Genomic DNA, 23404 nt, shown 5'->3' on the forward strand with positions numbered 1-23404 from the left:
CCCCGGTAGTGAGGGTATGAGCGCGCTTCCGGACGACGACCGCGACGACGACGAGTCGCCGTGGCGTTTCGCCCTCGACGATGTCGGTGAGGAGGCCGAGGACACCGCGGCCATCACCCCCGAATCGCCCGAACTGGAGAACGTCGTGTTCGTGTTGCTCGGTGTGGCGCTGTCGGTCGGCGTCTTCGTCGCCGCGTTCGGCAGTCTCTAACTGGCCGGTAGTATAAACACCCGCAGGCCAAACGGTCGGTATGGTCACACCCACGGTCGCGCTCCAGTTCGGGCTCGAACTCGGGCCGGAGACGCTCCCGTTGCTACTGATAGTCGCCGGGTTGGGCCTCTCGATAGCGGAGGCGATGGCGCCGGGGGCACACTTCGCGGTCCTCGGCGTGGCGCTGCTCGCCGCCGGCATCGTCGGCCTGCTCCTCGGCCCGGTGGCCGGTCCCTTCGTCCTCTCGGTGCTGATTCTCGTGTTCGGCGGGTTGGCGCTCGTCGGCTACCGGCAGTTCGACCTCTACGGGGACGGGAGCATCGGGCAGACGAGCGACTCCGACTCGCTCCGCGGGCGGACCGGAACCGTGACCGAGCGCGTCACGCCCCGCGAGGGGACGGTCAAACTCGACCGCGGCGGCTTCAACCCGAACTACGCCGCCCGCTCGATGGACGGCGAGATACCGGTCGGTACCGAGGTGTTGGTGGTCGACCCCGGTGGCGGGAACGTCCTCACGGTCGCGTCGATGGAAGAGATGGAAGACGACATCGACGCCGAACTTGCGCGGGCACGCGCGGAGACGGAGTCCGAGGACGACGACCGCGAGGGCGAACCCGAACGCGCCTGAGACGAGGGTGGCGGCGCTGGCACCGTGGCGTTTAAATCGCCACCGCTCCGAACGGGACATAATGGCTTTTGAGGAGCTGCTGAGCGACCCGGTAATTCAGAAGTACCTCCACGAACTCGTCGGGCCGACGGGGATGCCGGTCGCCGCCGCGCCGCCGGACGGGGAGGTGACGGACGAGGAACTCGCCGAGGAGCTCGGACTCGAACTCAACGACGTTCGCCGAGCGCTCTTTATCCTCTACGAGAACGACCTCGCCAGCTACCGCCGCGTCCGCGACGAGGACTCCGGGTGGCTCACGTATCTTTGGACGTTCGAGTACGAGAACATCCCGGAGAATTTGGAGGAGGAGATGTACCGGTTGCTCGAGGCGCTGGAGGAGCGACTGGAGTACGAGCGAACCCACGAGTTCTATCTCTCCGAGCCCGCAGGTATCCGCTTCGAGTTCAGCGAGGCGATGGAGTTCGACTTCCAGTGTCCGGAGACGGGCGCCCCGCTCGAACCGATGGACAACGACGACATGATTGAGGCGACCGAACGCCGAATCGAAGCGCTCCGAAACGAGCTTAACGTGGAAATCACTCGCTGATGGTCGTTCTCGCAACCAAGTGCTACGTCGAAGGGTCGGCACGCGAACGAGCGCTCGACGGTATGAACTCGCTCGTCGAGAACGCCATCGGAGACTTGGACGTGACGTGGACGACCGGCGTCCGTCACGACGACTTCGTCTCGGTGACGGTCAGCGGCGACGACGAGGTGGCGGCACGGAACGCGCTCCGCGAGGAGTGGGGCGAAATCGGCACCGGCTTCGAAGACGGCGAGACGTACGTCGGCACCCTCGAATCGTGGGACGAGGACGGGTTCGTCCTCGACGCGGGCGAGCGGGTGCGCATTCCCGCCGACGAGTTGGGCCTCGGCAGAGGGTCACCGTCTCAGATTCGAGACCGGTTCGGCCTCGTCCAGCATCTCCCGCTTCGGTTCGTGGCGGGCGACCCGCCGCGACTGGCCGACGAAGAGCGCGACCGGCTCTACGACTGGACGCGTGGTGAGAACGGTCGTCTCAACGTCAACAGCGCGACGCGGGGCGAGGTGCGCGCGACGCTGAATCGCGCTGGCCACGCCCGCGACATCGTCACCGTTGAGCGGTTGGGACTGCTCGAACAGAGCGTCATCTGTACGCCGGGCACTGACCCGCCGGGCCTCCTTGCTTCCGTCGGCGAGTACCTGCCGGCGGAGCTGAAATGCGTCATCCCCTGACCGATGAATCGTCGGTATCTGATTCCGCTGGCGCTCGCGGCGCTTGCGCTCACCGCCGGCTGTGCGGGGTTGCTCGGCTCCCAGCCCATCTCTGACGAGCGGCTGGACGAGGAGCCGCCGTCGCCCTACGTCTGGGACAACGACGTCGACGCCCACATCACGATTACGGAGAACGCCCGCTTTCAGGCGGTGTATCGACTCGACGACGGGTCGATGGAACTGTTCCGACGCGACGGCTTCGGCGGGCGCAACGCCATCCCCGTCTCGGCGGTCCGCTATCGCTACTCCAACGGGACGGTGATTACGGGTACTGAGATTCGAGAGCGCGGGGGCGAAATCGACCGCTCGCGCTCGCGCGTATCGGTCACGACGCCCAACGGCACCGACGGCGGCCAACTCGCCTTTACGTCGTCGAGCACGCCCAAGCGCTTCGCGCTCCCGGCGTTCGTGAACGGGTCGTACGCCGTCGTCCTGCCGCCGAACCGACGCGTCGAGGTGTTCCCGTTCGGGACGGTCGACCCCGGCGGCTACGAGGTTATTAGCGAGGGCGACCAGCGAATCATCCGGTGGGAGAGCGTCGAGGCCGACGCAATCTCGGTCCAGTTCTACCTGCAACGTGACCTGACTATCTTCGGCGGCGCGGCGGCGGTGCTCGTGGCCGTCGGGCTGGGCGGGGCGTTCTACTACAAGCGCCGCATCGAGGCGCTTCGGAAGCGCCGCGAGGAACTCGGCCTCGACGTCGACACCGAGGACGACGAGTTCCGCGACGACCCGCCGCCGGGGATGGGCTAACCTCGGGTCACGGCTGTTTTCAACCCCGGCCGCCTACCCGTATTCATGCGAGTTGCGGTCGTCACCGTCGGCGACGAACTGCTGTCTGGGGATACGGTCAACACGAACGCCTCGTGGCTGTGTGACCGCCTCGACGAGCGTGGCGTCTCGGTCGACCGCGTCACGACCGTCCCGGACCGAATCGCCGACATCGCCCGCGTCGTCAACGAGTATCGCGCGGCGTACGACGCGGTCATCGTCACCGGCGGCGTCGGCCCGACCCACGACGACGTGACGATGGACGGCGTCGCGGCGGCGCTCGGTCGGTCGGTCGTCCCGAACGCGGACGCGGCGGCGTGGCTGGACGACCACGGGGACTACGCCGCCGCCGACCTCACGGAGGGGACGACCCACCTCCCCGAAGGTGCGCGCCACCTCCCGAATCCCGAGGGTGTCGCGCCCGGCGCCGTCGTCGACGGCGTTTACGTGTTTCCGGGCGTGCCGGCGGAGATGGAGGCCATGTTCGAGTCCGTCGCGGCGGAGTTCGAGGGAACGCCGCGACACGTCGAAGTGGTGCGGACGAGCGAACCGGAGAGCGCGCTCCTCGACCGGCTTCGCGCCGTCCGCGAGGAGTTCGACGTGACAGTCGGGAGCTACCCCGGCGACGACGTGCGGTTGAAAGTGACGGCGTCGGACCCGGAGACGGCGGCGGCCGCGGCGGCGTGGCTCCGCGACCGAGTCGAGGACTAACGCGTCAGATATCGGAGCCAGAGTCCGGTGAGGAGTAGGCTGGCGAGCAACACGGCCGCGGCCGTCGCGGCGATAGGGAGCGGTTCCCCGGACTGGAGGAGGAACATGCCAACGGCTTCCGACGGCAGTCGCTTAAGTGTTCGTCCCGCGAGTAGGTCGTGTTCAGATACGCAGGTGGAGTTGGGAGCACCTCGAAAGCCCCCGGCGTCTCGGCTCTCGGGACTCGCTGCGCTCCTCACTCCGTTGCGGTGCTTGCGTCGTCGACGGATCGCTCTGCGATCCGTCTGGCTCGTCAGACCTCCGGTCTGACGACCGTCACCAGAACGCAAAGCGTTCTGGTTGGCTCACGAGAGCTCCGCTCTCGTGAACGTCCGGGTACGCCGAGACGCCGGCCCCTTTCAGTCCCACCCGCATCGGCTGGCCAACCGGCCGCCGTTGGATGGGACTGAAAGGGGCGACTCGCTGGAGGAAGGCGGGCGACGTAAGCACCGCAGGCCGAAGGCCGAGGAGCGCAGCGAGCCCTCCGACTCCAGCGAGTCGGGGCTTTCGAGGTGTCTTCAGTCCGAACGAACTAGTCTGAACAGTAGTGCGAGTCGCGACCCTTTTGCCGTCGCCGCCGTAGAGTACGCCAATGCGACTCGGGTTCGTGGTCAACCCCATCGCCGGCATGGGGGGGCGCGTCGGTCTGAAAGGGACGGACGACAAGGTCGAGGAGGCCCGCGCCCGCGGTGCCGAGCCACGGTCCCCCGAGCGTGCGCGGCGTGCCCTCACCGCCATCCGCGAGCGACTGCCGGACGCGACGCTGGTGACGTGGGGGGAGCCGATGGGGGCGGCGCTCGCCCGCGAGGTGGGGTTCGACCCCGAGGTGGTCGGCGCGCCGGAATCGGCGGAGACGACGGCGGAAGACACCCGCGCCGCCGTGGCGGCGTTTCTCGACGCCGACGTGGACTTGGTTTGTTTCGTCGGCGGCGACGGCACCGCCGCGGACGTCGCCGACGCCCTCGACGGAACGGACGTGCCGATGCTCGGGATTCCCGGCGGCGTGAAAGTCTACTCCTCGGTCTTTGCCGTCTCGCCGGAGGACGCCGCGGACGTCCTCGCGTCGTTCGAACGGACCGAGCGCCGCGAGATACTGGATATCGACGAGGACGCCTACCGCGAGGGGTCGGTCGACCCGGACCTCCGCGCCGTCGCTCGCGTCCCGGTCGGCGAGGACCTGCAGTCGTCGAAACAGACGGGGAGCGGGAACGTCGAGGCGGTGGCCGAGGGGTTCGTCGAGGAGGTGTCGTCCGGCGTCACCTACGTCCTCGGGCCGGGGAGTACGGTCGGTGCAATAAAGGACGCACTCGGGTTCGAGGGGTCGCCGCTCGGCGTCGACGTGTGGCGCGACGGCGAGGTGTTGGTCGAAGACGCGAGCGAGTCGGCGATTCTCGACGCACTGGGGGAGCGAAACGTCGTCGTCGTCTCGCCCATCGGGGGACAGGGGTTCATCTTCGGCCGGGGGAACCCGCAACTCTCGCCGGCAGTGATTCGGCGGTGTGACGTGGCGGTGGTCGCCTCGCGGGCGAAACTCGACGACATCGGAACGCTTCGGGTCGACACCGACGACCCGGAACTCGACGCTGAACTGCGGGGGTGGACCCGCGTCCGCGTGGGACGTTTCGAGTCCCGACTCATGGAAGTCCGCTAAAACCGCCCGACTTCAACACCATTCATGAGGTATAATGGTGCATAGTGAAGATTAAGGTCTCTGGCAGACATACCTGTGATATGGAAACACGCAAGGTACAGCGTCTGGGGCCATCGACGCTCGCGATGACGCTCCCGGCGGAGTGGGCCAAGGAGAACAACGTGGAGAAGGGGGACGAGGTGTCGCTGCGGATGGGCGGCAAGGGGACGCTCACGGTTCTGCCGGAGTCGGCCAGTACGGAGGGGTCGATGGCGACGATTCACGCCGACAACCTCGATTCGCGGGCGCTCGAACGCGCCATCGTCGCGCAGTACGTTCTCGGCCGGCGCGTCATCCACATCCAGAAATCGGAGGGTGCCCTCGACAGCGAGCACATCAACGCCGTCTACCGCGCCGAGACGCAGTTGATGGGCCTCGGCGTCATCGAGGAGACGCCCGAGCGCATCGCCATCCGGTGTTCAGTCGACCCCGAGGACTTCACGCTCGACAACCTCCTCGAACGACTGGAGAACACGGGGAGTACGATGCGCGGCGAGTCAATCAAGGCCATCGCCCACGGGAACGCCGACTTGGCCGAACGGGCGCTGAACCGGGAGCGACAGGCGAACAAGATTTTCGTCCTTCTGCTTCGCCTCATCTTCATGGCGTACCAGAACCCGAACCTCGCGCGAGCGGTCGGCTTGGAGTCTGGCTTCCCGCTCATCGGCTACCGCTCGGTGGCGAAAAATCTCGAACTGACCGCGGACAACGCCGAGGACATCGGCAACATCGCCCTCGACGCGACGGACAACACGCTCGACGTCGACGGCTCGACCATGCGACGCATCCGCGAGTTCACCGACCAAGTGGACGAAATCACCGCCACCGCCGTCGAGGCCGTCGTCGAACGCGACTACGACAAGGCCATCGCCGTCGGGCGGATGTACGAGGAGATTACGGACCGCGAGATGGAACTCATCCGGAGCCTCCCGGATATGCCGAAAGTCGAACTCCTCCGAACCCGTGAGGTGCTTGTCAGCCTCCAACAGACCGCGCAGTACGCCATGCGAAACGCCGAAATCGCGGCCAACCTCGCGCTCAACGAGGAGTCCGAACACGTCACTATCGAGTGATTATCGGACTGGCTGGATAGAGAGTAGGCCCCCGTCGTCGGTGGGCGTTGGGGTCGGCGTCGGGGTCGCTGTCGGCTCCGCGGTCGGCGTCGGGGTCGCTGTCGGCTCCGCGGTCGGCGTCGGGGTCGCTGTCGATGTCGTCGACCCGTCGTCGAGGAGGCCGTCGTCGGTCGGAGTTGGCGTGGGCGTCGGTGTCGACTCGCCGTCCGGCGTGGGGGTCGGCGTCGCGGTCGATTCGCCGTCTGGCGTTGGCGTCGCGGTGGTGTTTTCCTCCGATTCGCTCGCCGTCTCGTCTGCCTTGTTGCCGAAGATGTCCGTCTCGATGGTTCGGGTATAAGTGAGCGGGTCGAGCGGTATCTCCATCGTCCCCGTCGGCAGTTCGACGCGCGCGGCGAAGTCGATTCGGAGGTCTGTCGTCTGGTTGTTCTGCAGGTGGCTCACCCACCACTCGTCGATTCGGCCGTTGTTGAGCGTCGTCGTCGCCTCGATGGTTCGGGTTTCGCCCGGCGCAATCACGCCGTGTCCCTCGGTGGCGCCGCTTCCCATCGCCACCCCGTTCATCGTCGCCTCGTAGCTGAGTTCGGAGATGGGCACGGGGTAGCTGTTGGGGTTGTGGACGACGAACTCCATGTCGATGCGGGTCGCGTCGGTGTCGACGCCGCCCCACTGCGCGCTGGTTTCGCGGATGACGAGGATGGGGCCGCCGCTCGGCGACTCACCGACGGGTCGGGATTCGGTGGAGTTGAACGCGGAGATGATGTCCGTCTCGATGGAGCGAGTGACTTTCGGTGCCCCGAATGAGGCGCCGAGCGCCGAGGAGTGGACGTCGGCGTTGACGGCGAGTGTCGTCTGCTCGTCGTTGCGGATGTGGCTCACCCACCACGCGGGGATGCGCTCGTTGTCGAGCCGGGTCGTCATGGGGACGGTCGACTGTCCCTTTGGTATCGAGACGCCGTTTTTCGTCCCGTTGGCCATCCGAATGCCGTTCATGTCGATGGCGTAATCGACCGTGACGCCGCCGAGTTGGGCGCCGATGGGGTTCGGGTTCTCGACGATTAGTTCGCTCTCGATGGTCGTCGTCTCGTCGGTGACGTTTCCGAAGCGATTGTCGACGCCGGCCACCGACGGCTGGCTGAACACGAAAAACGCGACGCCGGCCAGTACGACGACGGCGACGACGGCGACGGCGACGAGTCGGCGCGTCGTCGACAGGGTTCGGCGGAGCCGAGCAAACATATCGAGTCGACGGACCGCCGCGGTGATACTACTTGCGGCTCTCGAACGAGCCGAAATCGCCCACGAGCCTTTTTATCCCCTCGGTCGTAACGCGAAAGCGCTCCGAATGTCTCGACACGCAGCCAGACCTCCCGGTGATTCGGCCGACCTCGAGTGGTGTCACGAGGCGGTACAGGGCGTCTCTCGAACGTTTGCGTTGACCGTCGACGTGCTTGACGAACCGATGGCGTCGTACATCTGTATCGGCTACCTCCTCTGTCGCGTGCCCGACACCGTCGAGGACGCAGACCACATCCCGCCGGCCGAACAGACCCGGCTTCTGCGCGAGTACGACAGCGTACTCGACCCGGACGACGACACCGACCCCGAGGCCTTTCGCGACTCCGTCGACGAGTGGCTTCCGGACGCCGCCGACCGAACCGACGACTGGGAGGTCGTCGCGAGCACCCCACGAATCGTCGACACCTTCCGTGGGTTGCCGGACGACGTGTGCGAGGCAGTCACGCCGCCGGCGCGCGAACTCGTGCAGGGGATGGCCATGTTCGTCGAGCGCTACGCCGACGAGGGTGGCCTCCGCATCGAGTCGCGCGAGGAACTCGAAGAGTACTGTTACTACGCCGCCGGCACCGTCGGCAACCTCGTTACCAACCTGCTCGCTCGCGGCGACCTGAGCGGCGACCGCCGCGCCCGACTCTACGACACCGCCGAGGAGTTCGGCCTCCTGCTCCAGTTGGTCAACGTCGCCAAGGACGTCTACGACGACTACACCGAGGAGGACAACGTCTACCTGCCCGCGGAGTGGCTGGCCGCGGAGGGCGTCCCGCAGGACGAGGTCATCGCCCCCGAACACGAGTCTGGGGCGGCGGCCGTCGTCAAGCGGACGGCCACCCACGCGCGTTCGTTCCTCGACGACGCCCAGACCTATCTGGAGGCGGTGCCCACCACCGACGGCAACACCGTCGCGGCGTGGGCCATCCCCTTCCTCCTCGCCGTTGGCACGCTCCGCGAACTGCTCGAACGGCCCGAGGACGCGCTCTCTTCGACCGGCGTAAAGATTTCGCGGCAGGAAGTGTTCGCCGTCGTCACGGAGATGACCGGGTCGCCGTCGGATTCGCTCGGCGACCTCCGGGAGGACATCGCCGGCGAGCCGTTCCATCGGGCGAGCGGACAGGCGGACTGACTGTTCTTGTTAGGTCACGACTGCGTACGTCATCAGGAAGCCGAAGTAGAGCCCGACCAGCGCCGCGAGCGCCAGTAACCTGAACCGCCGCAACTCCTCTGTCTCCTCGTCTCGGGCCGTCTCGAACGCCTCGCGTTCGGCATCCGAGAGCGTCTCCGGGTGGTTCAGCCCGCGGTGGAGCGCGAGGTGTTGCTCGCGAGTGAACGGGCGGCCACACCGCTCGCAGACGTGGGCCGTCGCGTCGGGCGGCACGTCGGTGTCGCGGTCGGGATTTATCATGTTGCGATAAAGGGTGGGGCGACGTACGGTTCGGCGACTATCCAGAGGCTGAGCATGGTGTAGCCGACCATGACGGCGGTGACGCCGTACTGACTCCGCACCGCTTGCAGTCGCGAGGGGAAGACGTCGTAGGCGGTGGCGTGGGCGACCCAGACGGCGACGAGGTGGCCCAGCAGGACACAGGCGAGTTCGAGGCCGCCGAACCACGTCGGCAACCCGGCGAGTTGGGGCGGCGACGGCGGCGGCGACAGGGGCGCGGCGGCGACGACGCTGAGTGTCGGCGCCAGCACCAGCACCGAACTGAAGTTGTGCGCGAGGTGGTAGCCCGCGGCGATGGGCAGGAGCGCGGGCGCGAACCGCCGCGCGAGATACGTCGCCGTGAGGTGGGTGTCGGCCCCGCGTCGACTGAACCGGGCCGAGGCTCGGTAGGCCAGATAGAACAGGGCGGCGCCGGCGAGATACGCGCCGAGATAGAGTGCGGTCGGGGGGGCGCCGACGCCGACGACGGCGCGCGCGACGCCGGCCCACAGCCCCGTCGCGACGAAGCCGTCGTACGTCGTGACGAAAAGGAGCGTGACGACGAACGCCACGTCGTCTTGTCCCTCGAACGCCGTCTCGGGGAGGTCGGCACCGGGGAGGCGCAGGCGGAGCCGCCCCGACTCGACGGTCAGGGGCGCGAGATATCCGTAGAGTCGGAACGCCCGCGCAAGCGGGTCGACGCGGTCGAACCACGCTTCTTCGCCGACGACGACGGTGCCGGCGAGTGTGACGCCGGTGTACGCCACGAGCACCGTCGCGAGAAGCCGCGGGTCGTCGGCGAGCGGCGTCATCACTTCTATCCAGACGAGGAGGAGGAGACCGGCGACGCTCGGCCACGCGCCGAGTCGGTCGGGGTACGGGCGATTCAGCGACGGGAGCGGCGCCGCGAGCGTTCGGAAGGGGTTGAGCGTCGGCCACGTATTCCCGACGAGATACGTCGTGGCGACGTAGCCACCCCACCAGCCCACCCAGACGACGAGGATGGTGAGGCTCCGAACGCCGGTTCCCGGGCCGACGTAGCCGACGACGACGGCGGCGACGAGGAGAGCGAGCGCACCGAGACGCGCCGCGGCGCGCAGGAGGCGTCCGGGCGTCGGGAGCGGTCGGCGCCAGTCGTGGATGGCGTCGATGAGCCGTCGGTCGGTGACGAAACTGGCGAGCAGGAAGGAGACGCCGACGACGCCGCCGCCTGTGAGAAGGAAGAGCCACATGGGGACGGCGATTGGGTCGCGTCCCGTGCCGCCGAGTCCGCCGCTGTGGGCGGTGGCGACGCCCGCGCTGGCCCCCAGTGAGAGCGTGACGGCGAGTGCGACTCGACCGGCGTGGCGCCAGCGCGGCGTCGTGACCATCGTATCGGGGGTTGGATTGGGCCGGTGGAGTAGCTTCCGGAAGCGACTCGTCGCGATGGTTGGGAGGATTTTTGGTAGTTGAATCGCAACGGGGGGGTATGAGTACCGATCACGGTGACGACCACGGACATCACCTCCCGGCAGTCGAAGACTGGCCGCGAGGGCTCGGCGAGGCGAGTTGGTGGCCGTTCATCACGGCACTGGGCGCCGGTGGCCTGTACATCGCCGCCGGCCTGTACATCGTCTCGGGCGGCGACGAGTCGACTATTAACCCGCTGTTCGCGCCGCTGCTCGGGGCGGCGAGCGTCGGGACGTTCCTCTTCGGCCTCTACGGCTGGCTGTATCACGCCTTCGTCTCGACGTTCTGGTCGCGCGGCAGTAACGAGACGAGCGCGAAGGCGCTTCGCTGGGGGATGGTGTCGTTCCTCGGGTCCGAACTCGCCACTTTCGGCGCCGGGTTCGGCTACTACTTCTTCATCCGAGCGGGCACGTGGCCGCCGGGTGAGCTTCCGCACCTGCTGGGTTCGCTCGTCCTCATCAACACCGCCATCTTGGTGGCGTCCAGCCTGACGCTTCACTGGGCCCACGTCGCCATCCGGAACAACAACCGCCGGAAGTTCATCCTCGGACTGCTCGTGACGCTCCTGCTCGGTGTGGTGTTCATCGGTGGGCAGATTTACGAGTACTACGAGTTCATCATCCACTCGAACTTCACGTTCGAATCCGGGTTCTTCGGCTCGGCCTTCTACGGCCTCACCGGCCTGCACGGACTTCACGTCTCGCTCGGTGGCGTGTTGCTCGCCATTGTCACCATTCGGGCGCTCGCCGGCCAGTACTCCGCCGACCGACACGTCTCGGTGACCACCGTCTCGATGTACTGGCACTTCGTCGACGTGGTCTGGATTTTCCTCGTCGTCATCCTCTATGCCGGCGCGGAAGTCGGCGCCTGACGACGGTACGCACCCGTCACGCGTCGACTGCGCCGTGGATTTATATGGCCTCCAGCGACAGAGAGTTGTATGGACGACCTCGAACAACTCGTGTCGTCGCTGACGCCTCGCGAAGAGAACGACGAAATCAAACTCTACCAGAACACCGTCTCCGTCGCGTGTCCGGTCTGTGAGGAGCCGTTCGACGACCTCGTCGTGTGTAAGAACCAAGAGACGAGCCTCGAACAGATAGAGCCGCTCGACATCTGTGTCACCGTCCACGACGACAGCCCGCTTCTGTTCACGCACAAGCACTGACCCCCCAGCACGTAAGAGGCTCCGCACTGACGCCACGGTATGGCGCGCGAAGTCACGCACACCGCGACCGGGCCGAAGATTATCACGCCCGAGGATATCGACGAGGAGAAAGGCGATATCGCCGTCTGTCTCTGTGGACTGAGCGAGACGTACCCGTTCTGTGACGGCTCGCACCAACGGGCCGAAGACGAGGACCCCGACGAACTGTACAAGTACGTCGACGGCGAGCGACGCCGGATATCGATAACCGTCGAGGAGTAGCCGCCGGAAAGTATTTGGCTCGGTTTCGTGCATACCTGCACAAATGGATGGCGAGATTCTCGACGTCGTGACCGAGTGGAGCACCCGCTCCGTCTCGGACGGTGTCGCCGGGCTGTACGAGCTGGTGGACGACGAGTTCTCCGGCGCCGTCACCGACGGCACGGCGTGGGCGTTCGTCCTCAACGGGCGCGTCGTCGGGGTGTTCGACGGCGACGTTCACGACTTCGAGGACGCGTCGCTGACGGCGTACGCCGCACCTGACGTCTCCCTTCCCTTGCTCTATGCCATGCAGGCCCGCGGCGGCGAGGTTCGCGGGCAGTACTACTCGAACGACACGCCGCTTTCCGAGATTCACGAGACGCTCTCGACCGGCAACTTCGTCGGCTACGTCGAACTCTCCGAGAACGTCCTCTCCGGGGATTACTACATCGTCTACTACGGTAGCCGGTCGCTCCCCGTGGCGTACGTGGGCAACAGTCGCCGACTGGTCACGGGTGACGAGGCCTTCGACCTCGCCGCGGACGAAGTCGGCATCTACAGCGTCGTCGACGCCGACATCGAGGTGGTCGACCTGCCCGAGCGGCCGGCGGAGATGGACACCGCCGTCGCCGTCGCGTCCGAGGGCGACGCTGGCTCGGTCGATGCGGACGAGGAGGCGACGGACGGGGAGGAATCGACCGACTCGGCGAGTGACGACGCGGACTCGGAAGCGGAGGGCGTGACCGACGAGGAGACGCCCGATTCGACGGACTCCGAGTTCGAGGCGCTGGGCGAGATGAGCGGCGTCGACGCCGACTCATCGGCGGATACCGAGGCCGGAGACACCGAGACGGCGACCGAGGAAGCCGAAATGGAGTCGGAGGCGGCCGCGGACGCCGAGGCGGACGACGAGACGGGCGATGCGGCCGAAGACGAGACGGCTCCGGCGTCGACGCCTGATGTCGCTTTCGGGGACGCGGACTCGACAGCCGGAGACGCGGCCGCCGAATCGGACGCCGAGGCCGCCGACGAGACGGGTTCCGAATCGGCCGACGACGCGGCCGCCGAATCCGAACCGGGCGGAGCGGCGGTCGAGAGCCCCGATATCGACAACCTCCGACGCGAACTCGACACCGCCCGCGAGGCGAAGGCGGAACTCGAAGCGGAGCGTGACCGCCTCGCGAGCGAGCGCGACGAGTTGCAGGCGGAGGTCGAAAGCCTCCGCGAGCGCGTGGGGCGGCTCGAATCGGAAATCGAGCGGTTGGAGGCCGGCGACCAGCCGGAACGCACTCTCGACCCCGAGGAGGCACTCGCTGGAACCAACCTGTTCGTCCGCTACGAGGACAAGGCCGCCGGGACGCTCGAAGGTGCCGCAGAGGGGCGACTCTCGCCGGACGAACTCCGGGAGAACCTCCGGCTGGACTACCATACGGAGTTCGAGGACGAGGGCGTGTACGTAGACGACCAGCCGTTCGAAACGTTCCTCCGAGAGACGCCGGAGCATCGCTTCGCGACGTGGCTCCTGCTCTCGCTCACGACCGAGATTCGGCAGGCCAACGCCAAACCCGAGATGACCAAGCTCTACGACGCCATCGAGCGAGTCGACCGCATCGACCTTCGCGGGGCAGTCGACGTGACCGTCGACGACGAGGGCGAGGGAGGTGGCGAGGCGACGACCGAGGCGTTCGACGTCGTGTTCCGGGACAAGATGGGTGACCCGCTTTTCGTCGCCACCTTCGACGACTCGCGGGACCCCACGCGGGCCGCGCCGATTCGGTCGCTGGTCGAGGGTGCGCGGTCGGTGAGCGACGCCCTGCCGTCCTTCGCCGCGGCGTTTGCGGTGACGACGAGTTTCTTCGAGGCCGACGCGATGGAGACGGCTGTCGACGCCACTCGCGGCGGGCTGTTCAGTCGCAGTTCGCGGAAAAGCTACGTCAAACTCTCACGGAAGGCGGGCTTTCACCTCTGTCTCGTCGAGGCACGAGATGGGGACTTCTTCCTCAGCGTTCCGGAGCTCTAGCTCTCAATCTCTGCGGTCTCTTCGATTTTCATCGAGTCGAGCTTCTCGACGATGGAGTCGATTTTCTCGTCGAGTTCGTCGACGAAATCTGCAGTGTCTTCGGTGGTGATTGCGCCCTGACTCGACGGTTCGATGAGGTTCTCCTCCTCCAGAACACGGAGCGAGTAGCGGACCTTGTGATGCGGGTACCCCGTCTCGTTGGACATCTTCACGATTCCGATAGGTTCGTTACCGATGACCATCTTCAACACCTGAAGGTGTCGTTCGAGCATATCGACTTCTTTCTCGAGCCGGTCTATCATGACACTTGTTAACTTGTCTTTGCGGGTTTTAAAAGTTGCTGTGCCGCCCCGCGCTACCCGCTTCTGAGGGGTGGGAGTAGTTAACGCTTCGGGTCGCGGCGGCTTCAGCGGGGTCGAGCGGCCGACGCCGTCGACTTTCGGCCCGTTCTCGATTCGGGTTGGGTGCGTGACGGTATCGTAATCGGTTTAGCGAGTGGGCCGAAATCCCCGTTCGGATATGACTGTCACCATCGTCGGGTCCCAGCTCGGCGACGAGGGCAAGGGTGCCCTCGTCGACCTGTGGGGTGGGAACGCCGACATCGTGGTCCGGTATCAGGGCGGGGACAACGCCGGCCACACCGTCGTCGAGGGAGGCGAAGAGTACAAGCTGTCTCTGGTGCCCAGCGGCGCCGTCAGAGGGAAAGTCGGGATTCTCGGCAACGGCTGTGTCGTCAACCCGCGTACGCTGTTCGACGAACTCGACACGCTCCGCGAGCGTGGTCTCGACCCCGACGTACGCGTCGCTCGACGCGCCCACGTCATCATGCCGTACCACCGCGTCCTCGACGGCATCGAGGAGGAGGCCAAGAGCGACGACGACCTCGAAGCCGGCACGACCGGCCGCGGCATCGGTCCCACCTACGAGGACAAGGTCGGTCGCCGCGGCATCCGCGTCGGCGACCTCCTCGATCCCGACGTGCTTCGCGACCGACTCGAGTACGTCGTCCCGCAGAAACGCGCCATCGTCGAGGACGTCTTCGGACTCGAAGCCGGTGAGGAGTTCGACATCGACGCCCTCCACGAGGAGTTCGCCGCCGTCGGGCGCCGCCTCGCGGAGGAGAACATGACCGTGAACGCGGGCGATTTCCTCGGAAACGAACTCGACGACGGGTCGAACCTGCTGTTCGAGGGTGCACAGGGCACCTCCATCGACATCGACCACGGTATCTACCCCTACGTCACTTCCTCGAACCCGACCGCCGGCGGCGCGTCGACGGGGACCGGCGTCGGTCCGACGGTCGTCGGGCAGGGCGAAGTCGTCGGCATCGTGAAGGCCTACCTCTCGCGGGTCGGCACCGGCCCGCTCCCGACCGAACTCGACGGGGCGGACGAGGACCTCGCCGACTACATCCGCGAGAAAGGTGGCGAGTTCGGGACCGTCACGGGTCGCCCGCGCCGCATCGGTTGGCTCGACGTTCCGATGCTCCGGCACGCGGCCCGCGTCAGCGGCTTCACCGGCATCGCTGTCAATCACCTTGACGTCCTCGCCGGACTGGACGAGGTGAAGGTCGGCGACGCCTACGAACTCGACGGCGAGCGACTGGAGACGATGCCGGCGACGACCGAGCGCTGGGCCGAGTGTGAGCCGATTCTCAAGTCGTTCGACCCGTGGCCGGAAGTCGACTGGGCCGCCGTCGCCGACGACGGCTACGACGCTCTCCCCGACGGCGCACAGACCTACCTCGACTACGTGAGCGACGAGGTCGGCGCGCCCATCTACGCCGTCGGCGTCGGTCCCGACCGCGCCGAAACCATCGAACTCGCCGACCCCTTCGAGCGGACCGCGTAGCCTGCCCGGAGACGACGCGGGATGTTTTTTGACCGTCCGAGACACAGCACCCGATATGCGACGCTCCCTCCGCTACGCCCTTGCCCTCCTCGTCGGCGTCGGCCTCGCCGCCGTCGTCGCCACCGTCTCCGATGGGTCCCTCCTTCCGTTGCTCTCCATCGCCCTCGTCTACAGCGCCATAACTACTCTCGTGCTCGCCCACTGGGACGACTGGGCTACCCTGTCGAGTCGGTCGGCCTCGTCGCGGAAAGTCGGCGCGCTCGGGGGCGGCGTCGGCGCCTTCGCGGGGTCGACGCTGTTACAGGTTTCCGTTCCGGTCGGCGTGACCGGACTCGGCCTGTACCTGTTCGGTATGGCTGTGACCGTCGCGGACGTGTCGCCGGTTACCGACGACTGACGACCCCGCCCATCGCCGGGGTACTCTTTTAGTCTCTGCTCGTGGACATACACGTATGGTGACCACGACCGAGCGAGACGGCATGACGTGGTACGAGTGCGAGACCTGCGGCATGTTGTTCGATGACCGCGACGACGCGGGACAACACGAGGACAACTGCGACGACGACAGCGCCGACCCGTCGTATCTCCAGTAAGCGTTACTCCTCGTCGACCAGTTCGTACGACTGCTCGCCCCAATCGTCCTCGACGAACACGAACACCCGCCCGCGGGCGACCGACAGGTCGGCGTCGACGCGACACCGCATCCCGTCGGGCGTCGCGACGGTCACGCCCGGGAAGACTTCCTCGGCTTCGCCCTCGTCGAGGACGATTCGACCCACGCCCGTCGACTCCAGAATGTCGTCGTGGGTCTTGCGGTCGTTGACGTACATCATCACGCCCTCGGTGCCGTCGGGGTCGGTGACGAGGACGTGCACCTCCTTGCCCGGGCCGGTGGTGAGCGTCTCCTCGGCTTTTCGGGGGACGCCGCGATACAGCGTCGTCCGGCCGTCGAGATACTCGACCTGTACCCCTTCTTCGAGTAACTCGACCGGAAGCGTGCTCGGCGCCACGTCGCTACGAATGCTCATACTCGATGTAGCGTCCGCCACGGCAAAAACGTCGCGTCACGCGGTGCGGATGGATATCGTTATGGTCCCGTCGTGTCTCTAGTGGGTCGTGTCCGTCTCTCAGCCCACTTGGCGCGCCGCCGCGGTGACGGGGCTCGCGTATCTCGTTGCGCTCGGTGCGCTGTTCGCGCTGCTGTTTGTCGGTCCGTTGCTCCTGTAAAAAGCCGCGTATCGCCTTACGCGAACGCTGGCGAGGCGGTAGTGTCGGTCGTTTCGGACGTAATCTTCTCCCACGCCTCGACGAAGTCCTGCATGTAGATTTCGGTGCGGTCGTCGCGGATGGCGAACATCCCCGCTTCGGTGCAGATAGCCTTGATGTCGGCACCGGAGGCGGTGTCGGCCATCTCAGCGAGTTCGTCGAAGTCCACGTCGTCGGCGACGTTCATGTCGCGCGTGTGGATTTTGAAGATAATCTCGCGGCCCGCTTCGTCGGGCTTGGGCACCTCGATGAGGCGGTCGAACCGGCCGGGGCGCAGGATGGCCGGGTCGAGCATGTCGAAGCGGTTCGTCGCCGCGATGATGCGGATGTCACCGCGCTCCTCGAAGCCGTCCATCTCCGAGAGCAGTTGCATCATCGTCCGCTGGACCTCGGCGTCGCCGGACGTCTTCGAGTCCGTCCGCTTCGACGCGATGGCGTCGATTTCGTCGATGAAGAGGACGGCGGGCTCGTTCTCGCGGGCCACCTCGAACAGGTCACGGACGAGTTTCGCGCCCTCGCCGATGAACTTGTGAACGAGTTCGGAGCCGGCCATCTTGATGAAGGTCGCGTCGGTCTGGTTGGCGACGGCCTTCGCGAGCATCGTCTTCCCCGTCCCCGGCGGGCCGTGGAGTAGCACGCCCGACGGCGGGCTGATGCCGACCTGTTCGAACATCTCCGGGCGGTCGAGCGGCATCTCGACCGTCTCGCGGACCTCCTGCATCTGGGATTCGAGGCCGCCGATGTCCTCGTAGGTCACGTCCGGGCTGTGGTCGACCTGCATCACGCGAGCCCGCACGTCCGTCTCTTTGTCGAGGCGTTTGACAACCGAGAGGGAGTTGTTCACCGCGACTCGGGCGTCGGGTTCGAGGTCCGTGCGCATCTCTTCCGTGACCTCGGTCAGGGCCTCCTGATTGTTGCCGTGCTGTTTGATGACGACGCCCTCGTCGGTTATCTCCTGTACCGTCGCGACGAACAGCGGCGACTGTTTGAGCTTCTTGTTCTCGTGAGTGAGACGCTCCAGCTTCTGCTGGTACTTGTTGTTCTCGGCGTTAGCGTCCAGCAACTCGTCGCGCATCTCGTCGTTCTGCCCCTCGAGCACGTCGAGGCGCTCGCGGAGGGCTTCGATTTTTTCCTGCTGCGACGCCGCCTCCTCGTCGTAGGGGAGGTCGACCTCGTCCACAGTGTCGGTCATTGGCCCACTTAAGCCGCTGATTCATAAGAGGCTTCGGGTGAGCGCGGTCTTCGCCGTCTCTTCGCCCTTTCGTATTACTAATGGACATTAGATTCGATGACAAATATTATTATCCTGTATGCACGAGTGTATGGTACGATGAGTACGACTGAGGTGCGTCCGCACGACGAGGAATCGGACCGGTGGGCAGACGTGCGTGACCTGCCGCCGAGTGCGAAACTCGTCGCGAAAGTGCTCGACTACAACGACACGTTGAGTCAGAGCCAGTTGGCCGAGGAGACGCTGCTCCCGCCGCGGACGGTCCGCTACGCGCTGACCCGTCTGGAGGAGGTTGGCGTGGTCGAATCACGATTCTCCTTTTCGGACGCGCGCAAGCGCCTCTACTCGCTGAAAGTTTAAATCAGAGGGCGCGGCCACCCGGTCCCGTGACCGACGACGTCGACGTTCGACAGGTACTCCGTACGCTCGCGACGCCCGACGCCACCGACCCCAGCGACGTCGTCGCCGACGCGACGGCCGCCACGCGCGACGTTCGAGACGCCGCGGCCTTCGTCGACGACGACGGCCTCACTCGCCTCCGCCGAGCCATCGAGGCGGCGGAGCGCCGCGGCGACGACGCCCTCGCTCGCCGCGGCCGACGGGCGCTCGCCACCCTCGAACGCGGGCGCGACGCCGCCCGAGACCACTTTCGCCCCGCTCGCGGAACGGTTTTGAGTGGTGACGCGCTACGGTCGACACGATGACACGGGTGATACACACCGGCGACACCCACGTCGGGTATCGACAGTACCACTCGCCGGAGCGCCGACAGGACTTCCTCGACGCCTTCGAGTCGGTCGTCGACGACGCTGTCGACGACGACGTCGACGCCGTCGTTCACGCCGGCGACCTCTTTCACGACCGGCGGCCCGACCTTCCGGACCTGCTCGGCGTACTCTCTGCGCTCCGTCGCCTCGACGCCGCCGACGTTCCCTTCCTCGCCATCGTCGGCAATCACGAGGCGACCCGCGGCAGTCAGTGGCTCGACCTCTTTTCGGACCTCGGACTGGCGACGCGCCTCGATGCCGACCCGACCGTAGTCGGCGACACCGCCTTCTACGGACTGGACCACGTCCCCAAGTCGCGTCGCGACGACCTCGACTACGACTTCACGGCCCCGCCGGAGGGCGTCGAATCGACCGCGCTCGTCGGTCACGGGCTGTTCACGCCCTTCGCGCACGCCGACTGGGACACCGAGGCGATGCTCGACGCCGCGACCGTCGACTTCGACGCCGTGTTGCTCGGCGACAACCACGTCCCCGACAGGACGACGGTCGACGGTACGTGGGTCACGTACTGCGGGTCGACCGAGCGGGCGAGCGCCGACGAGCGCGACCCCCGCGGCTACAATATCGTCGAGTTCCAGACCGACGCCGTCGACATCAGGCGCCGCTCGCTCGACACGCGCCCCTTCGCCTTCGTCGACGTGGAACTTGCCGAGGGCGAGGGCCTCGACCGGGTTCTCGACCGGGTTCGCGAACACGACCTGACCGACGCCGTCGCGGTGGTGTCGATTACGGGCGACGGCGACCCCGTCACGCCCGCCGCGATAGAGGACGCCGCGCTCGACGCGGGAGCGTTGCTCGCGCGCGTCACCGACCACCGGGCCGTCGGCGGCGACGCGGCCGCGCCCGTCACCGACGTCGACTTCGCCGACCCTGACGCCGCCGTTCGCGAACGCGTCGCGGAGATGGGTCTCTCCTCGCTCGGGCGGCGCATCGACGAGACGGTTCGCGACGATGCCGTTCCCGACTCGAACGTCCGCGACCGCGTCGCCTCGGCGGTCGGTGACGCGGTCGACGACCTGTCGGTCGACGCGTCGGACGACGCCTCGGACGACCGGGACGACACCTCGGATGCCGAGCGAGACGACGCCGATGCGGCGCAGGACCAAGTGTCCATGGAGGACTTTCTGTGAAGTTCGACCGTATCCGCCTGCGGAACTTCCGGCCCTACGCCGACGCGGACCTCGACCTCCGAGACGGCGTGACAGTCATTCACGGCCTCAACGGGAGCGGGAAGTCGTCGCTGCTGGAGGCGTGTTTCTTCGCCCTGTACGGTTCGAAGGCACTCGACGGCACGCTGGACGATATCGTCACCAACGGCGAGGAGGAGACAGAAATCGACCTCGACTTCACCCACGCGGGCACGTCGTATCACATCCACCGCCGACTCCGTGCCACGGGCGAGCGGACGACGACGGTCGACTGCGTGCTGGAGGGGCCGGAGGTGACGGTCGAGGGCGCTCGCGACGTGCGGGCTTTCGTCGTCGACCTGCTCCGGATGGACGCCGAGGCGTTCGTCAACTGCGCGTACGTCCGGCAGGGCGAGGTGAACCAGCTCATCAACGCCTCGCCGAGCCAGCGACAGGACGTCATCGATGACCTGCTGCAACTCGGCCGGCTGGAGGAGTACCGCGACCGGGCCGGCGAGGCCCGACTCGGCATCGAGGACGTCCGCTCCACGGTGCAGGGCGAACTCCAGCGGGTGACGTCACAGGTCGAGCAGAAAGCGGAACAGAACCTCTATGCCACCCTCGACGACCTCGAATCGTCGCTGACCGAGGTCGACGAGCAGATAGACCATTACGAGGACCAGCGCGAGACGGCCGAGCAGACGAAGGCCGAGGCCGAGTCGGTGCTGGAGGAGTACGAACAGAAACGCGCCGACCTCGACGAAATCGAGTCCGACATCGAGGAGTTGGAGGCGGCCATCCGCGAGGCCGAGTCGGAACGTGAGGAGGTTCGAGAGCAGATAGGCGAGACGCGCGACCGAATCGACGAGATTCGGGCCGAACTCGACGACTACCTCGACGCGGCGGGGCTGGACGACGCGACGGCGGCGGCCATCGACACGCGGCGTACCGACCTCGACACCCGCGAGGAACGCCTCCGAGAGGAGCGCTCCGACGCGAAGGCGTCGGCGAAGGCGCTCCGGAATCAGGCTGAGAACCTCGCGGAGAAGGCCGAGGACTTGGCCGACCGGGCCGACGAGGCCGAATCCCGGGCCGCCGACCTTCGCGACGAGGCGGACGCGGCGGACGACGTCGTCGCCGAATGCGAGGAGCGACTCGACGAGGTGGACGCGGAGATTGCCGACCTCGCCGCTCGCTTCGAGGACGCCCCCATCGAGCGCGGCGAGGCGGCGGCGCGCCGAGACGACTACCGAGAGCGTCGCGCCGAGGCGCGCGAGCGGGTGACGGAACTCGAAACGCGACTGGAGGCGACGCGGGAGCGAGTCGCGGAGGCGGAGGAACTCCTCGAAGCCGGGAACTGCCCCGAGTGCGGGCAGCCGGTCGACGACGCCCCCCACGCCGACCCCGAGGACGCCCGCGAGCGGGTGGCCGAGTTGAACGCCGAACTGTCGTCGGCCCGAGAGCGCGCGAGCGAACTGGACGAACAGGTCGAGGCGCTCGACGCGCTCGTGGAGGCCGAACGCCGGCTGGACGAACTCGACGCCGAGCGCGAACGTCTCGCGGAGCGCGCCGAGGAGAAACGCGCCGAGGCGTCGTCGAAACGCGAGGAGGCCGAGGACTGCGAGACCGAGGCGGACGACTACCGCGAGCAGGCGGCCGAGACACGGGACGTCGCGGCGGCGAAACGCGACGAGGCTGCGGAGGCCGAGACGCGGGTCGAGGACGTGACCGAGGAGTTAGACGCCATCGAGGCGACGCGAGAGCGCGTCGACGCCGTCGAGGAGCGGTTAGAGCGCATCGACGACTGCGAGGACGATATCGAGCGCCTCTCGGAGCGGGCGTCGCGAATCGAGGAGACGAACGACGAGCGCCGCGAGCGGCTCTCCGAGAAGCGGGCGCGGCGCGACGAACTCGCGTCGGCAGTCGACGAGGAGGCCATCGAGCAGGCGAGAGAGAACAAGGCAAACGCCGAGGAGTACCTGTCGAACGTCCGCGATAAACTCGACTCGTTGGCCGAGAAACGGGACGAGATTCAGACGCGGCTGGGAGGTATCAGGAGCGACATCGACACGCTCGAATCGCTCCGCGAGGAGCGCGAGGCCCTCGAAGAGCGGGTGGACGCGCTCGACGCGCTTCACGACGAGGCGACGCGACTGGAGGCCATGTACGGCGACCTGCGCGCCGACCTCCGCCAGCGCAACGTCGAGACGCTCGAACGCCTGCTGAACCAGACGTTCGACCTCGTCTACGGCAACGACGCCTACGCGCACCTGCGGCTGAACGGCGACTACGAACTCTCGGTCGTGCAGAAAGACGGGAGCGAACTCGACCCCACACAGCTCTCCGGCGGGGAGCGTGCCCTGTTCAACCTGAGTCTGCGGTGTGCCATCTACCGCCTGCTGGCCGAGGGTATCGACGGCGCCGCCCCCATGCCGCCGCTCATCCTCGACGAGCCGACCGTCTTCCTCGATTCGGGACACGTCTCCCGGCTGGTCGATTTGGTCACGGAGATGCGCGAACTCGGCGTGGCACAGATAGTCATCGTCAGTCACGACGAGGAACTCGTCGGCGCGGCGGACGACCTCGTGCGCGTCGAGAAGAATCCGCGGACGAACCGCTCGACGGTGTCGCGCTCGGAGTCCGCGGCGCTCGACGCCCTCGAACCCGGCGCCGAGGCCGGGGATTAGTCCGCTGCCCGCAGATGTGAGACGGCGTCCCGCGTCGTCGCCGTCGCCTCGTACCCACGCTCGCCGGCGACCCGCGCCTCGTCGATGAGGCCTGCGGCCCGGAACTCCGCGAGCAGGCCGTGGAGGTCGCTCTCACAGAGGTCGTACGCGTCGAGGAGGGTCCGCACGGCGAGCGGGCCGCGGTCGACGAGTTCCACGAGGAGGCCGAGCGCCCGGTCGTTCGGCGTCGCCGTGAGGACGCGCCGGACCGACGCGGGGACGGCGCTGGCCGACGTTTCGAGCGCCGCCGCCTCGTCGTCGACGGTGAGGTCGGCGTTCGGCAGGTAGCGCTCGGTTCCAGTGTCGGGGTCGCGGACGAGACTCGACTCCGAGGAGCGTTTCACGAGCAGGTATCGCTCTCCTGCCTCGTCGCGGACGGTTCGCATGACTGAGCGGAGGCGCGCCGGTC

Annotated in this window: 27 protein-coding genes; 20 read left to right on the forward strand and 7 right to left on the reverse strand. The window is 66.9% G+C overall.

Annotation, left to right across the window (positions count from 1 at the left end; genetic code table 11):
- The first annotated feature begins 16 nt into the window (after positions 1-16).
- The 8 genes from ACQUSQ_RS11575 (at position 17) to ACQUSQ_RS11610 (ending at position 6416) form a co-directional block, all read left to right on the forward strand.
- A complete protein-coding gene (locus ACQUSQ_RS11575) occupies positions 17-211 on the forward strand; it encodes a DUF7312 domain-containing protein (protein WP_435069338.1) in 195 nt (64 codons plus the stop codon).
- A gap of 40 nt (positions 212-251) precedes the next feature.
- Positions 252-839 carry an NfeD family protein gene (locus ACQUSQ_RS11580; RefSeq protein WP_435069340.1) on the forward strand — a complete coding sequence of 196 codons (588 nt, stop codon included), beginning with the start codon at positions 252-254 and terminating at the stop codon, positions 837-839.
- 61 nt (positions 840-900) lie between these two features.
- Positions 901-1425: a transcription factor gene (locus ACQUSQ_RS11585; RefSeq protein ID WP_435069342.1), complete on the forward strand. Its 525-nt coding sequence runs from the start codon at positions 901-903 to the stop codon at positions 1423-1425.
- Entirely contained in the window at positions 1425-2093 is a 669-nt protein-coding gene (locus tag ACQUSQ_RS11590; protein WP_435069343.1) for a DUF2110 family protein, read from the forward strand. Before ACQUSQ_RS11585 ends, ACQUSQ_RS11590 begins: the two co-directional genes overlap by 1 nt.
- A 3-nt stretch (positions 2094-2096) precedes the next feature.
- Complete coding sequence (locus ACQUSQ_RS11595) at positions 2097-2885, forward strand: DUF5803 family protein (RefSeq protein ID WP_435069344.1); 789 nt, start codon at positions 2097-2099, stop codon at positions 2883-2885.
- Between the two features lie 45 nt (positions 2886-2930).
- Positions 2931-3614, forward strand: a complete 684-nt coding sequence (locus ACQUSQ_RS11600; RefSeq protein WP_435069346.1) for a competence/damage-inducible protein A — start codon at positions 2931-2933, stop codon at positions 3612-3614.
- Between the two features lie 631 nt (positions 3615-4245).
- A complete protein-coding gene (locus ACQUSQ_RS11605) occupies positions 4246-5304 on the forward strand; it encodes an ATP-NAD kinase family protein (protein WP_435069347.1) in 1059 nt (352 codons plus the stop codon).
- 80 nt (positions 5305-5384) lie between these two features.
- A complete protein-coding gene (locus ACQUSQ_RS11610) occupies positions 5385-6416 on the forward strand; it encodes a PhoU domain-containing protein (protein ID WP_435069348.1) in 1032 nt (343 codons plus the stop codon).
- Here the strand turns inward: ACQUSQ_RS11610 and ACQUSQ_RS11615 are convergent, their stop codons facing one another.
- The gene (locus ACQUSQ_RS11615; protein WP_435069350.1) at positions 6417-7652 is read right to left on the reverse strand and encodes an LEA type 2 family protein; all 1236 of its coding nucleotides are present in this window, start codon (positions 7650-7652) and stop codon (positions 6417-6419) included.
- Positions 7653-7758: 106 nt separating this feature from the next.
- Here ACQUSQ_RS11615 and ACQUSQ_RS11620 point away from each other — a divergent pair, with 106 nt between their 5' ends.
- The gene (locus ACQUSQ_RS11620) at positions 7759-8832 is read left to right on the forward strand and encodes a phytoene/squalene synthase family protein (RefSeq protein ID WP_435069352.1); all 1074 of its coding nucleotides are present in this window, start codon (positions 7759-7761) and stop codon (positions 8830-8832) included.
- A 9-nt stretch (positions 8833-8841) separates the two neighbouring features.
- On the opposite strand, the gene ACQUSQ_RS11625 is transcribed toward ACQUSQ_RS11620, so the two are convergent.
- Both ACQUSQ_RS11625 and ACQUSQ_RS11630 read right to left on the reverse strand, forming a co-directional pair.
- Complete coding sequence (locus ACQUSQ_RS11625; protein ID WP_435069354.1) at positions 8842-9111, reverse strand: C2H2-type zinc finger protein; 270 nt, start codon at positions 9109-9111, stop codon at positions 8842-8844.
- The gene (locus ACQUSQ_RS11630) at positions 9108-10499 is read right to left on the reverse strand and encodes a hypothetical protein (RefSeq protein ID WP_435069356.1); all 1392 of its coding nucleotides are present in this window, start codon (positions 10497-10499) and stop codon (positions 9108-9110) included. The genes ACQUSQ_RS11625 and ACQUSQ_RS11630 overlap by 4 nt, the downstream gene beginning before the upstream one ends.
- Before the next feature lie 98 nt (positions 10500-10597).
- Here ACQUSQ_RS11630 and ACQUSQ_RS11635 point away from each other — a divergent pair, with 98 nt between their 5' ends.
- The 4 genes from ACQUSQ_RS11635 (at position 10598) to ACQUSQ_RS11650 (ending at position 14006) form a co-directional block, all read left to right on the forward strand.
- Positions 10598-11449: a cytochrome c oxidase subunit 3 gene (locus ACQUSQ_RS11635; RefSeq protein WP_435069358.1), complete on the forward strand. Its 852-nt coding sequence runs from the start codon at positions 10598-10600 to the stop codon at positions 11447-11449.
- Positions 11450-11518: 69 nt separating this feature from the next.
- Positions 11519-11746, forward strand: coding sequence for a DUF7385 family protein (locus tag ACQUSQ_RS11640; RefSeq protein ID WP_435069359.1), 228 nt, complete (start codon positions 11519-11521; stop codon positions 11744-11746).
- A 39-nt stretch (positions 11747-11785) separates the two neighbouring features.
- Positions 11786-12007: a CDGSH iron-sulfur domain-containing protein gene (locus ACQUSQ_RS11645; RefSeq protein ID WP_435069360.1), complete on the forward strand. Its 222-nt coding sequence runs from the start codon at positions 11786-11788 to the stop codon at positions 12005-12007.
- A gap of 43 nt (positions 12008-12050) precedes the next feature.
- A complete protein-coding gene (locus ACQUSQ_RS11650; protein WP_435069362.1) occupies positions 12051-14006 on the forward strand; it encodes a DUF7527 domain-containing protein in 1956 nt (651 codons plus the stop codon).
- Here ACQUSQ_RS11650 and ACQUSQ_RS11655 read toward each other — a convergent pair.
- The gene (locus ACQUSQ_RS11655; protein ID WP_435069364.1) at positions 14003-14308 is read right to left on the reverse strand and encodes a hypothetical protein; all 306 of its coding nucleotides are present in this window, start codon (positions 14306-14308) and stop codon (positions 14003-14005) included. The two genes, ACQUSQ_RS11650 and ACQUSQ_RS11655, sit on opposite strands and share 4 nt — an antisense overlap.
- A 217-nt stretch (positions 14309-14525) precedes the next feature.
- On the opposite strand from ACQUSQ_RS11655, the gene ACQUSQ_RS11660 reads away from it, so the two are divergent.
- Genes ACQUSQ_RS11660 through ACQUSQ_RS11670 form a run of 3 tightly spaced genes read left to right on the forward strand, consistent with a single transcriptional unit; the run spans position 14526 to position 16450 of the window.
- Complete coding sequence (locus ACQUSQ_RS11660) at positions 14526-15857, forward strand: adenylosuccinate synthase (protein WP_435069366.1); 1332 nt, start codon at positions 14526-14528, stop codon at positions 15855-15857.
- A gap of 55 nt (positions 15858-15912) precedes the next feature.
- Complete coding sequence (locus tag ACQUSQ_RS11665) at positions 15913-16254, forward strand: hypothetical protein (RefSeq protein WP_435069368.1); 342 nt, start codon at positions 15913-15915, stop codon at positions 16252-16254.
- A 55-nt stretch (positions 16255-16309) separates the two neighbouring features.
- Positions 16310-16450 (forward strand): DUF7128 family protein, encoded by a 141-nt coding sequence (locus tag ACQUSQ_RS11670; protein WP_435069370.1) that lies wholly within the window; start codon positions 16310-16312, stop codon positions 16448-16450.
- A gap of 3 nt (positions 16451-16453) precedes the next feature.
- On the opposite strand, the gene ACQUSQ_RS11675 is transcribed toward ACQUSQ_RS11670, so the two are convergent.
- Positions 16454-16885, reverse strand: coding sequence for a DUF5796 family protein (locus ACQUSQ_RS11675; RefSeq protein ID WP_435069371.1), 432 nt, complete (start codon positions 16883-16885; stop codon positions 16454-16456).
- A gap of 215 nt (positions 16886-17100) precedes the next feature.
- The gene (pan1, locus tag ACQUSQ_RS11680; RefSeq protein WP_435069373.1) at positions 17101-18315 is read right to left on the reverse strand and encodes a proteasome-activating nucleotidase Pan1; all 1215 of its coding nucleotides are present in this window, start codon (positions 18313-18315) and stop codon (positions 17101-17103) included.
- Positions 18316-18453: 138 nt separating this feature from the next.
- On the opposite strand from pan1, the gene ACQUSQ_RS11685 reads away from it, so the two are divergent.
- From ACQUSQ_RS11685 to rad50, 4 genes are read left to right on the forward strand one after another with little or no spacing between them, the layout of a single operon-like run.
- Positions 18454-18714 (forward strand): MarR family transcriptional regulator, encoded by a 261-nt coding sequence (locus tag ACQUSQ_RS11685; RefSeq protein ID WP_435069375.1) that lies wholly within the window; start codon positions 18454-18456, stop codon positions 18712-18714.
- Positions 18715-18740: 26 nt separating this feature from the next.
- Entirely contained in the window at positions 18741-19058 is a 318-nt protein-coding gene (locus ACQUSQ_RS11690) for a hypothetical protein (RefSeq protein ID WP_435069377.1), read from the forward strand.
- Complete coding sequence (mre11, locus tag ACQUSQ_RS11695; RefSeq protein ID WP_435069379.1) at positions 19055-20272, forward strand: DNA double-strand break repair protein Mre11; 1218 nt, start codon at positions 19055-19057, stop codon at positions 20270-20272. Before ACQUSQ_RS11690 ends, mre11 begins: the two co-directional genes overlap by 4 nt.
- Entirely contained in the window at positions 20269-22956 is a 2688-nt protein-coding gene (gene rad50 / locus ACQUSQ_RS11700; RefSeq protein WP_435069380.1) for a DNA double-strand break repair ATPase Rad50, read from the forward strand. The genes mre11 and rad50 overlap by 4 nt, the downstream gene beginning before the upstream one ends.
- On the opposite strand, the gene ACQUSQ_RS11705 is transcribed toward rad50, so the two are convergent.
- Positions 22953-23381, reverse strand: a complete 429-nt coding sequence (locus ACQUSQ_RS11705; protein ID WP_435069382.1) for a DUF7346 family protein — start codon at positions 23379-23381, stop codon at positions 22953-22955. The two genes, rad50 and ACQUSQ_RS11705, sit on opposite strands and share 4 nt — an antisense overlap.
- Positions 23382-23404: the final 23 nt, after the last annotated feature.

The sequence above is a fragment of the Haloplanus sp. C73 genome (assembly GCF_051195115.1).
GTDB lineage: Archaea > Halobacteriota > Halobacteria > Halobacteriales > Haloferacaceae > Haloplanus.

Excerpts from the sequence above, each read along its gene's own strand:
- ACQUSQ_RS11635 (WP_435069358.1), top strand. The coding sequence starts at position 10,598 with ATGAGTACCGATCACGGTGACGACCACGGACATCACCTCCCGGCAGTC.
- ACQUSQ_RS11645 (WP_435069360.1), top strand. The coding sequence starts at position 11,786 with ATGGCGCGCGAAGTCACGCACACCGCGACCGGGCCGAAGATTATCACG.
- ACQUSQ_RS11605 (WP_435069347.1), top strand. The coding sequence starts at position 4,246 with ATGCGACTCGGGTTCGTGGTCAACCCCATCGCCGGCATGGGGGGGCGC.
- mre11 (WP_435069379.1), top strand. The coding sequence starts at position 19,055 with ATGACACGGGTGATACACACCGGCGACACCCACGTCGGGTATCGACAG.
- ACQUSQ_RS11590 (WP_435069343.1), top strand. The coding sequence starts at position 1,425 with ATGGTCGTTCTCGCAACCAAGTGCTACGTCGAAGGGTCGGCACGCGAA.
- ACQUSQ_RS11650 (WP_435069362.1), top strand. The coding sequence starts at position 12,051 with ATGGATGGCGAGATTCTCGACGTCGTGACCGAGTGGAGCACCCGCTCC.
- ACQUSQ_RS11675 (WP_435069371.1), bottom strand. The coding sequence starts at position 16,885 with ATGAGCATTCGTAGCGACGTGGCGCCGAGCACGCTTCCGGTCGAGTTA.
- ACQUSQ_RS11670 (WP_435069370.1), top strand. The coding sequence starts at position 16,310 with ATGGTGACCACGACCGAGCGAGACGGCATGACGTGGTACGAGTGCGAG.
- ACQUSQ_RS11615 (WP_435069350.1), bottom strand. The coding sequence starts at position 7,652 with ATGTTTGCTCGGCTCCGCCGAACCCTGTCGACGACGCGCCGACTCGTC.
- ACQUSQ_RS11600 (WP_435069346.1), top strand. The coding sequence starts at position 2,931 with ATGCGAGTTGCGGTCGTCACCGTCGGCGACGAACTGCTGTCTGGGGAT.
- ACQUSQ_RS11620 (WP_435069352.1), top strand. The coding sequence starts at position 7,759 with ATGTCTCGACACGCAGCCAGACCTCCCGGTGATTCGGCCGACCTCGAG.
- ACQUSQ_RS11660 (WP_435069366.1), top strand. The coding sequence starts at position 14,526 with ATGACTGTCACCATCGTCGGGTCCCAGCTCGGCGACGAGGGCAAGGGT.
- ACQUSQ_RS11610 (WP_435069348.1), top strand. The coding sequence starts at position 5,385 with ATGGAAACACGCAAGGTACAGCGTCTGGGGCCATCGACGCTCGCGATG.
- ACQUSQ_RS11630 (WP_435069356.1), bottom strand. The coding sequence starts at position 10,499 with ATGGTCACGACGCCGCGCTGGCGCCACGCCGGTCGAGTCGCACTCGCC.
- ACQUSQ_RS11580 (WP_435069340.1), top strand. The coding sequence starts at position 252 with ATGGTCACACCCACGGTCGCGCTCCAGTTCGGGCTCGAACTCGGGCCG.
- ACQUSQ_RS11575 (WP_435069338.1), top strand. The coding sequence starts at position 17 with ATGAGCGCGCTTCCGGACGACGACCGCGACGACGACGAGTCGCCGTGG.
- ACQUSQ_RS11685 (WP_435069375.1), top strand. The coding sequence starts at position 18,454 with ATGAGTACGACTGAGGTGCGTCCGCACGACGAGGAATCGGACCGGTGG.
- ACQUSQ_RS11665 (WP_435069368.1), top strand. The coding sequence starts at position 15,913 with ATGCGACGCTCCCTCCGCTACGCCCTTGCCCTCCTCGTCGGCGTCGGC.
- ACQUSQ_RS11640 (WP_435069359.1), top strand. The coding sequence starts at position 11,519 with ATGGACGACCTCGAACAACTCGTGTCGTCGCTGACGCCTCGCGAAGAG.
- ACQUSQ_RS11655 (WP_435069364.1), bottom strand. The coding sequence starts at position 14,308 with ATGATAGACCGGCTCGAGAAAGAAGTCGATATGCTCGAACGACACCTT.
- ACQUSQ_RS11705 (WP_435069382.1), bottom strand. The coding sequence starts at position 23,381 with ATGCGAACCGTCCGCGACGAGGCAGGAGAGCGATACCTGCTCGTGAAA.
- ACQUSQ_RS11585 (WP_435069342.1), top strand. The coding sequence starts at position 901 with ATGGCTTTTGAGGAGCTGCTGAGCGACCCGGTAATTCAGAAGTACCTC.
- pan1 (WP_435069373.1), bottom strand. The coding sequence starts at position 18,315 with ATGACCGACACTGTGGACGAGGTCGACCTCCCCTACGACGAGGAGGCG.
- ACQUSQ_RS11625 (WP_435069354.1), bottom strand. The coding sequence starts at position 9,111 with ATGATAAATCCCGACCGCGACACCGACGTGCCGCCCGACGCGACGGCC.
- ACQUSQ_RS11595 (WP_435069344.1), top strand. The coding sequence starts at position 2,097 with ATGAATCGTCGGTATCTGATTCCGCTGGCGCTCGCGGCGCTTGCGCTC.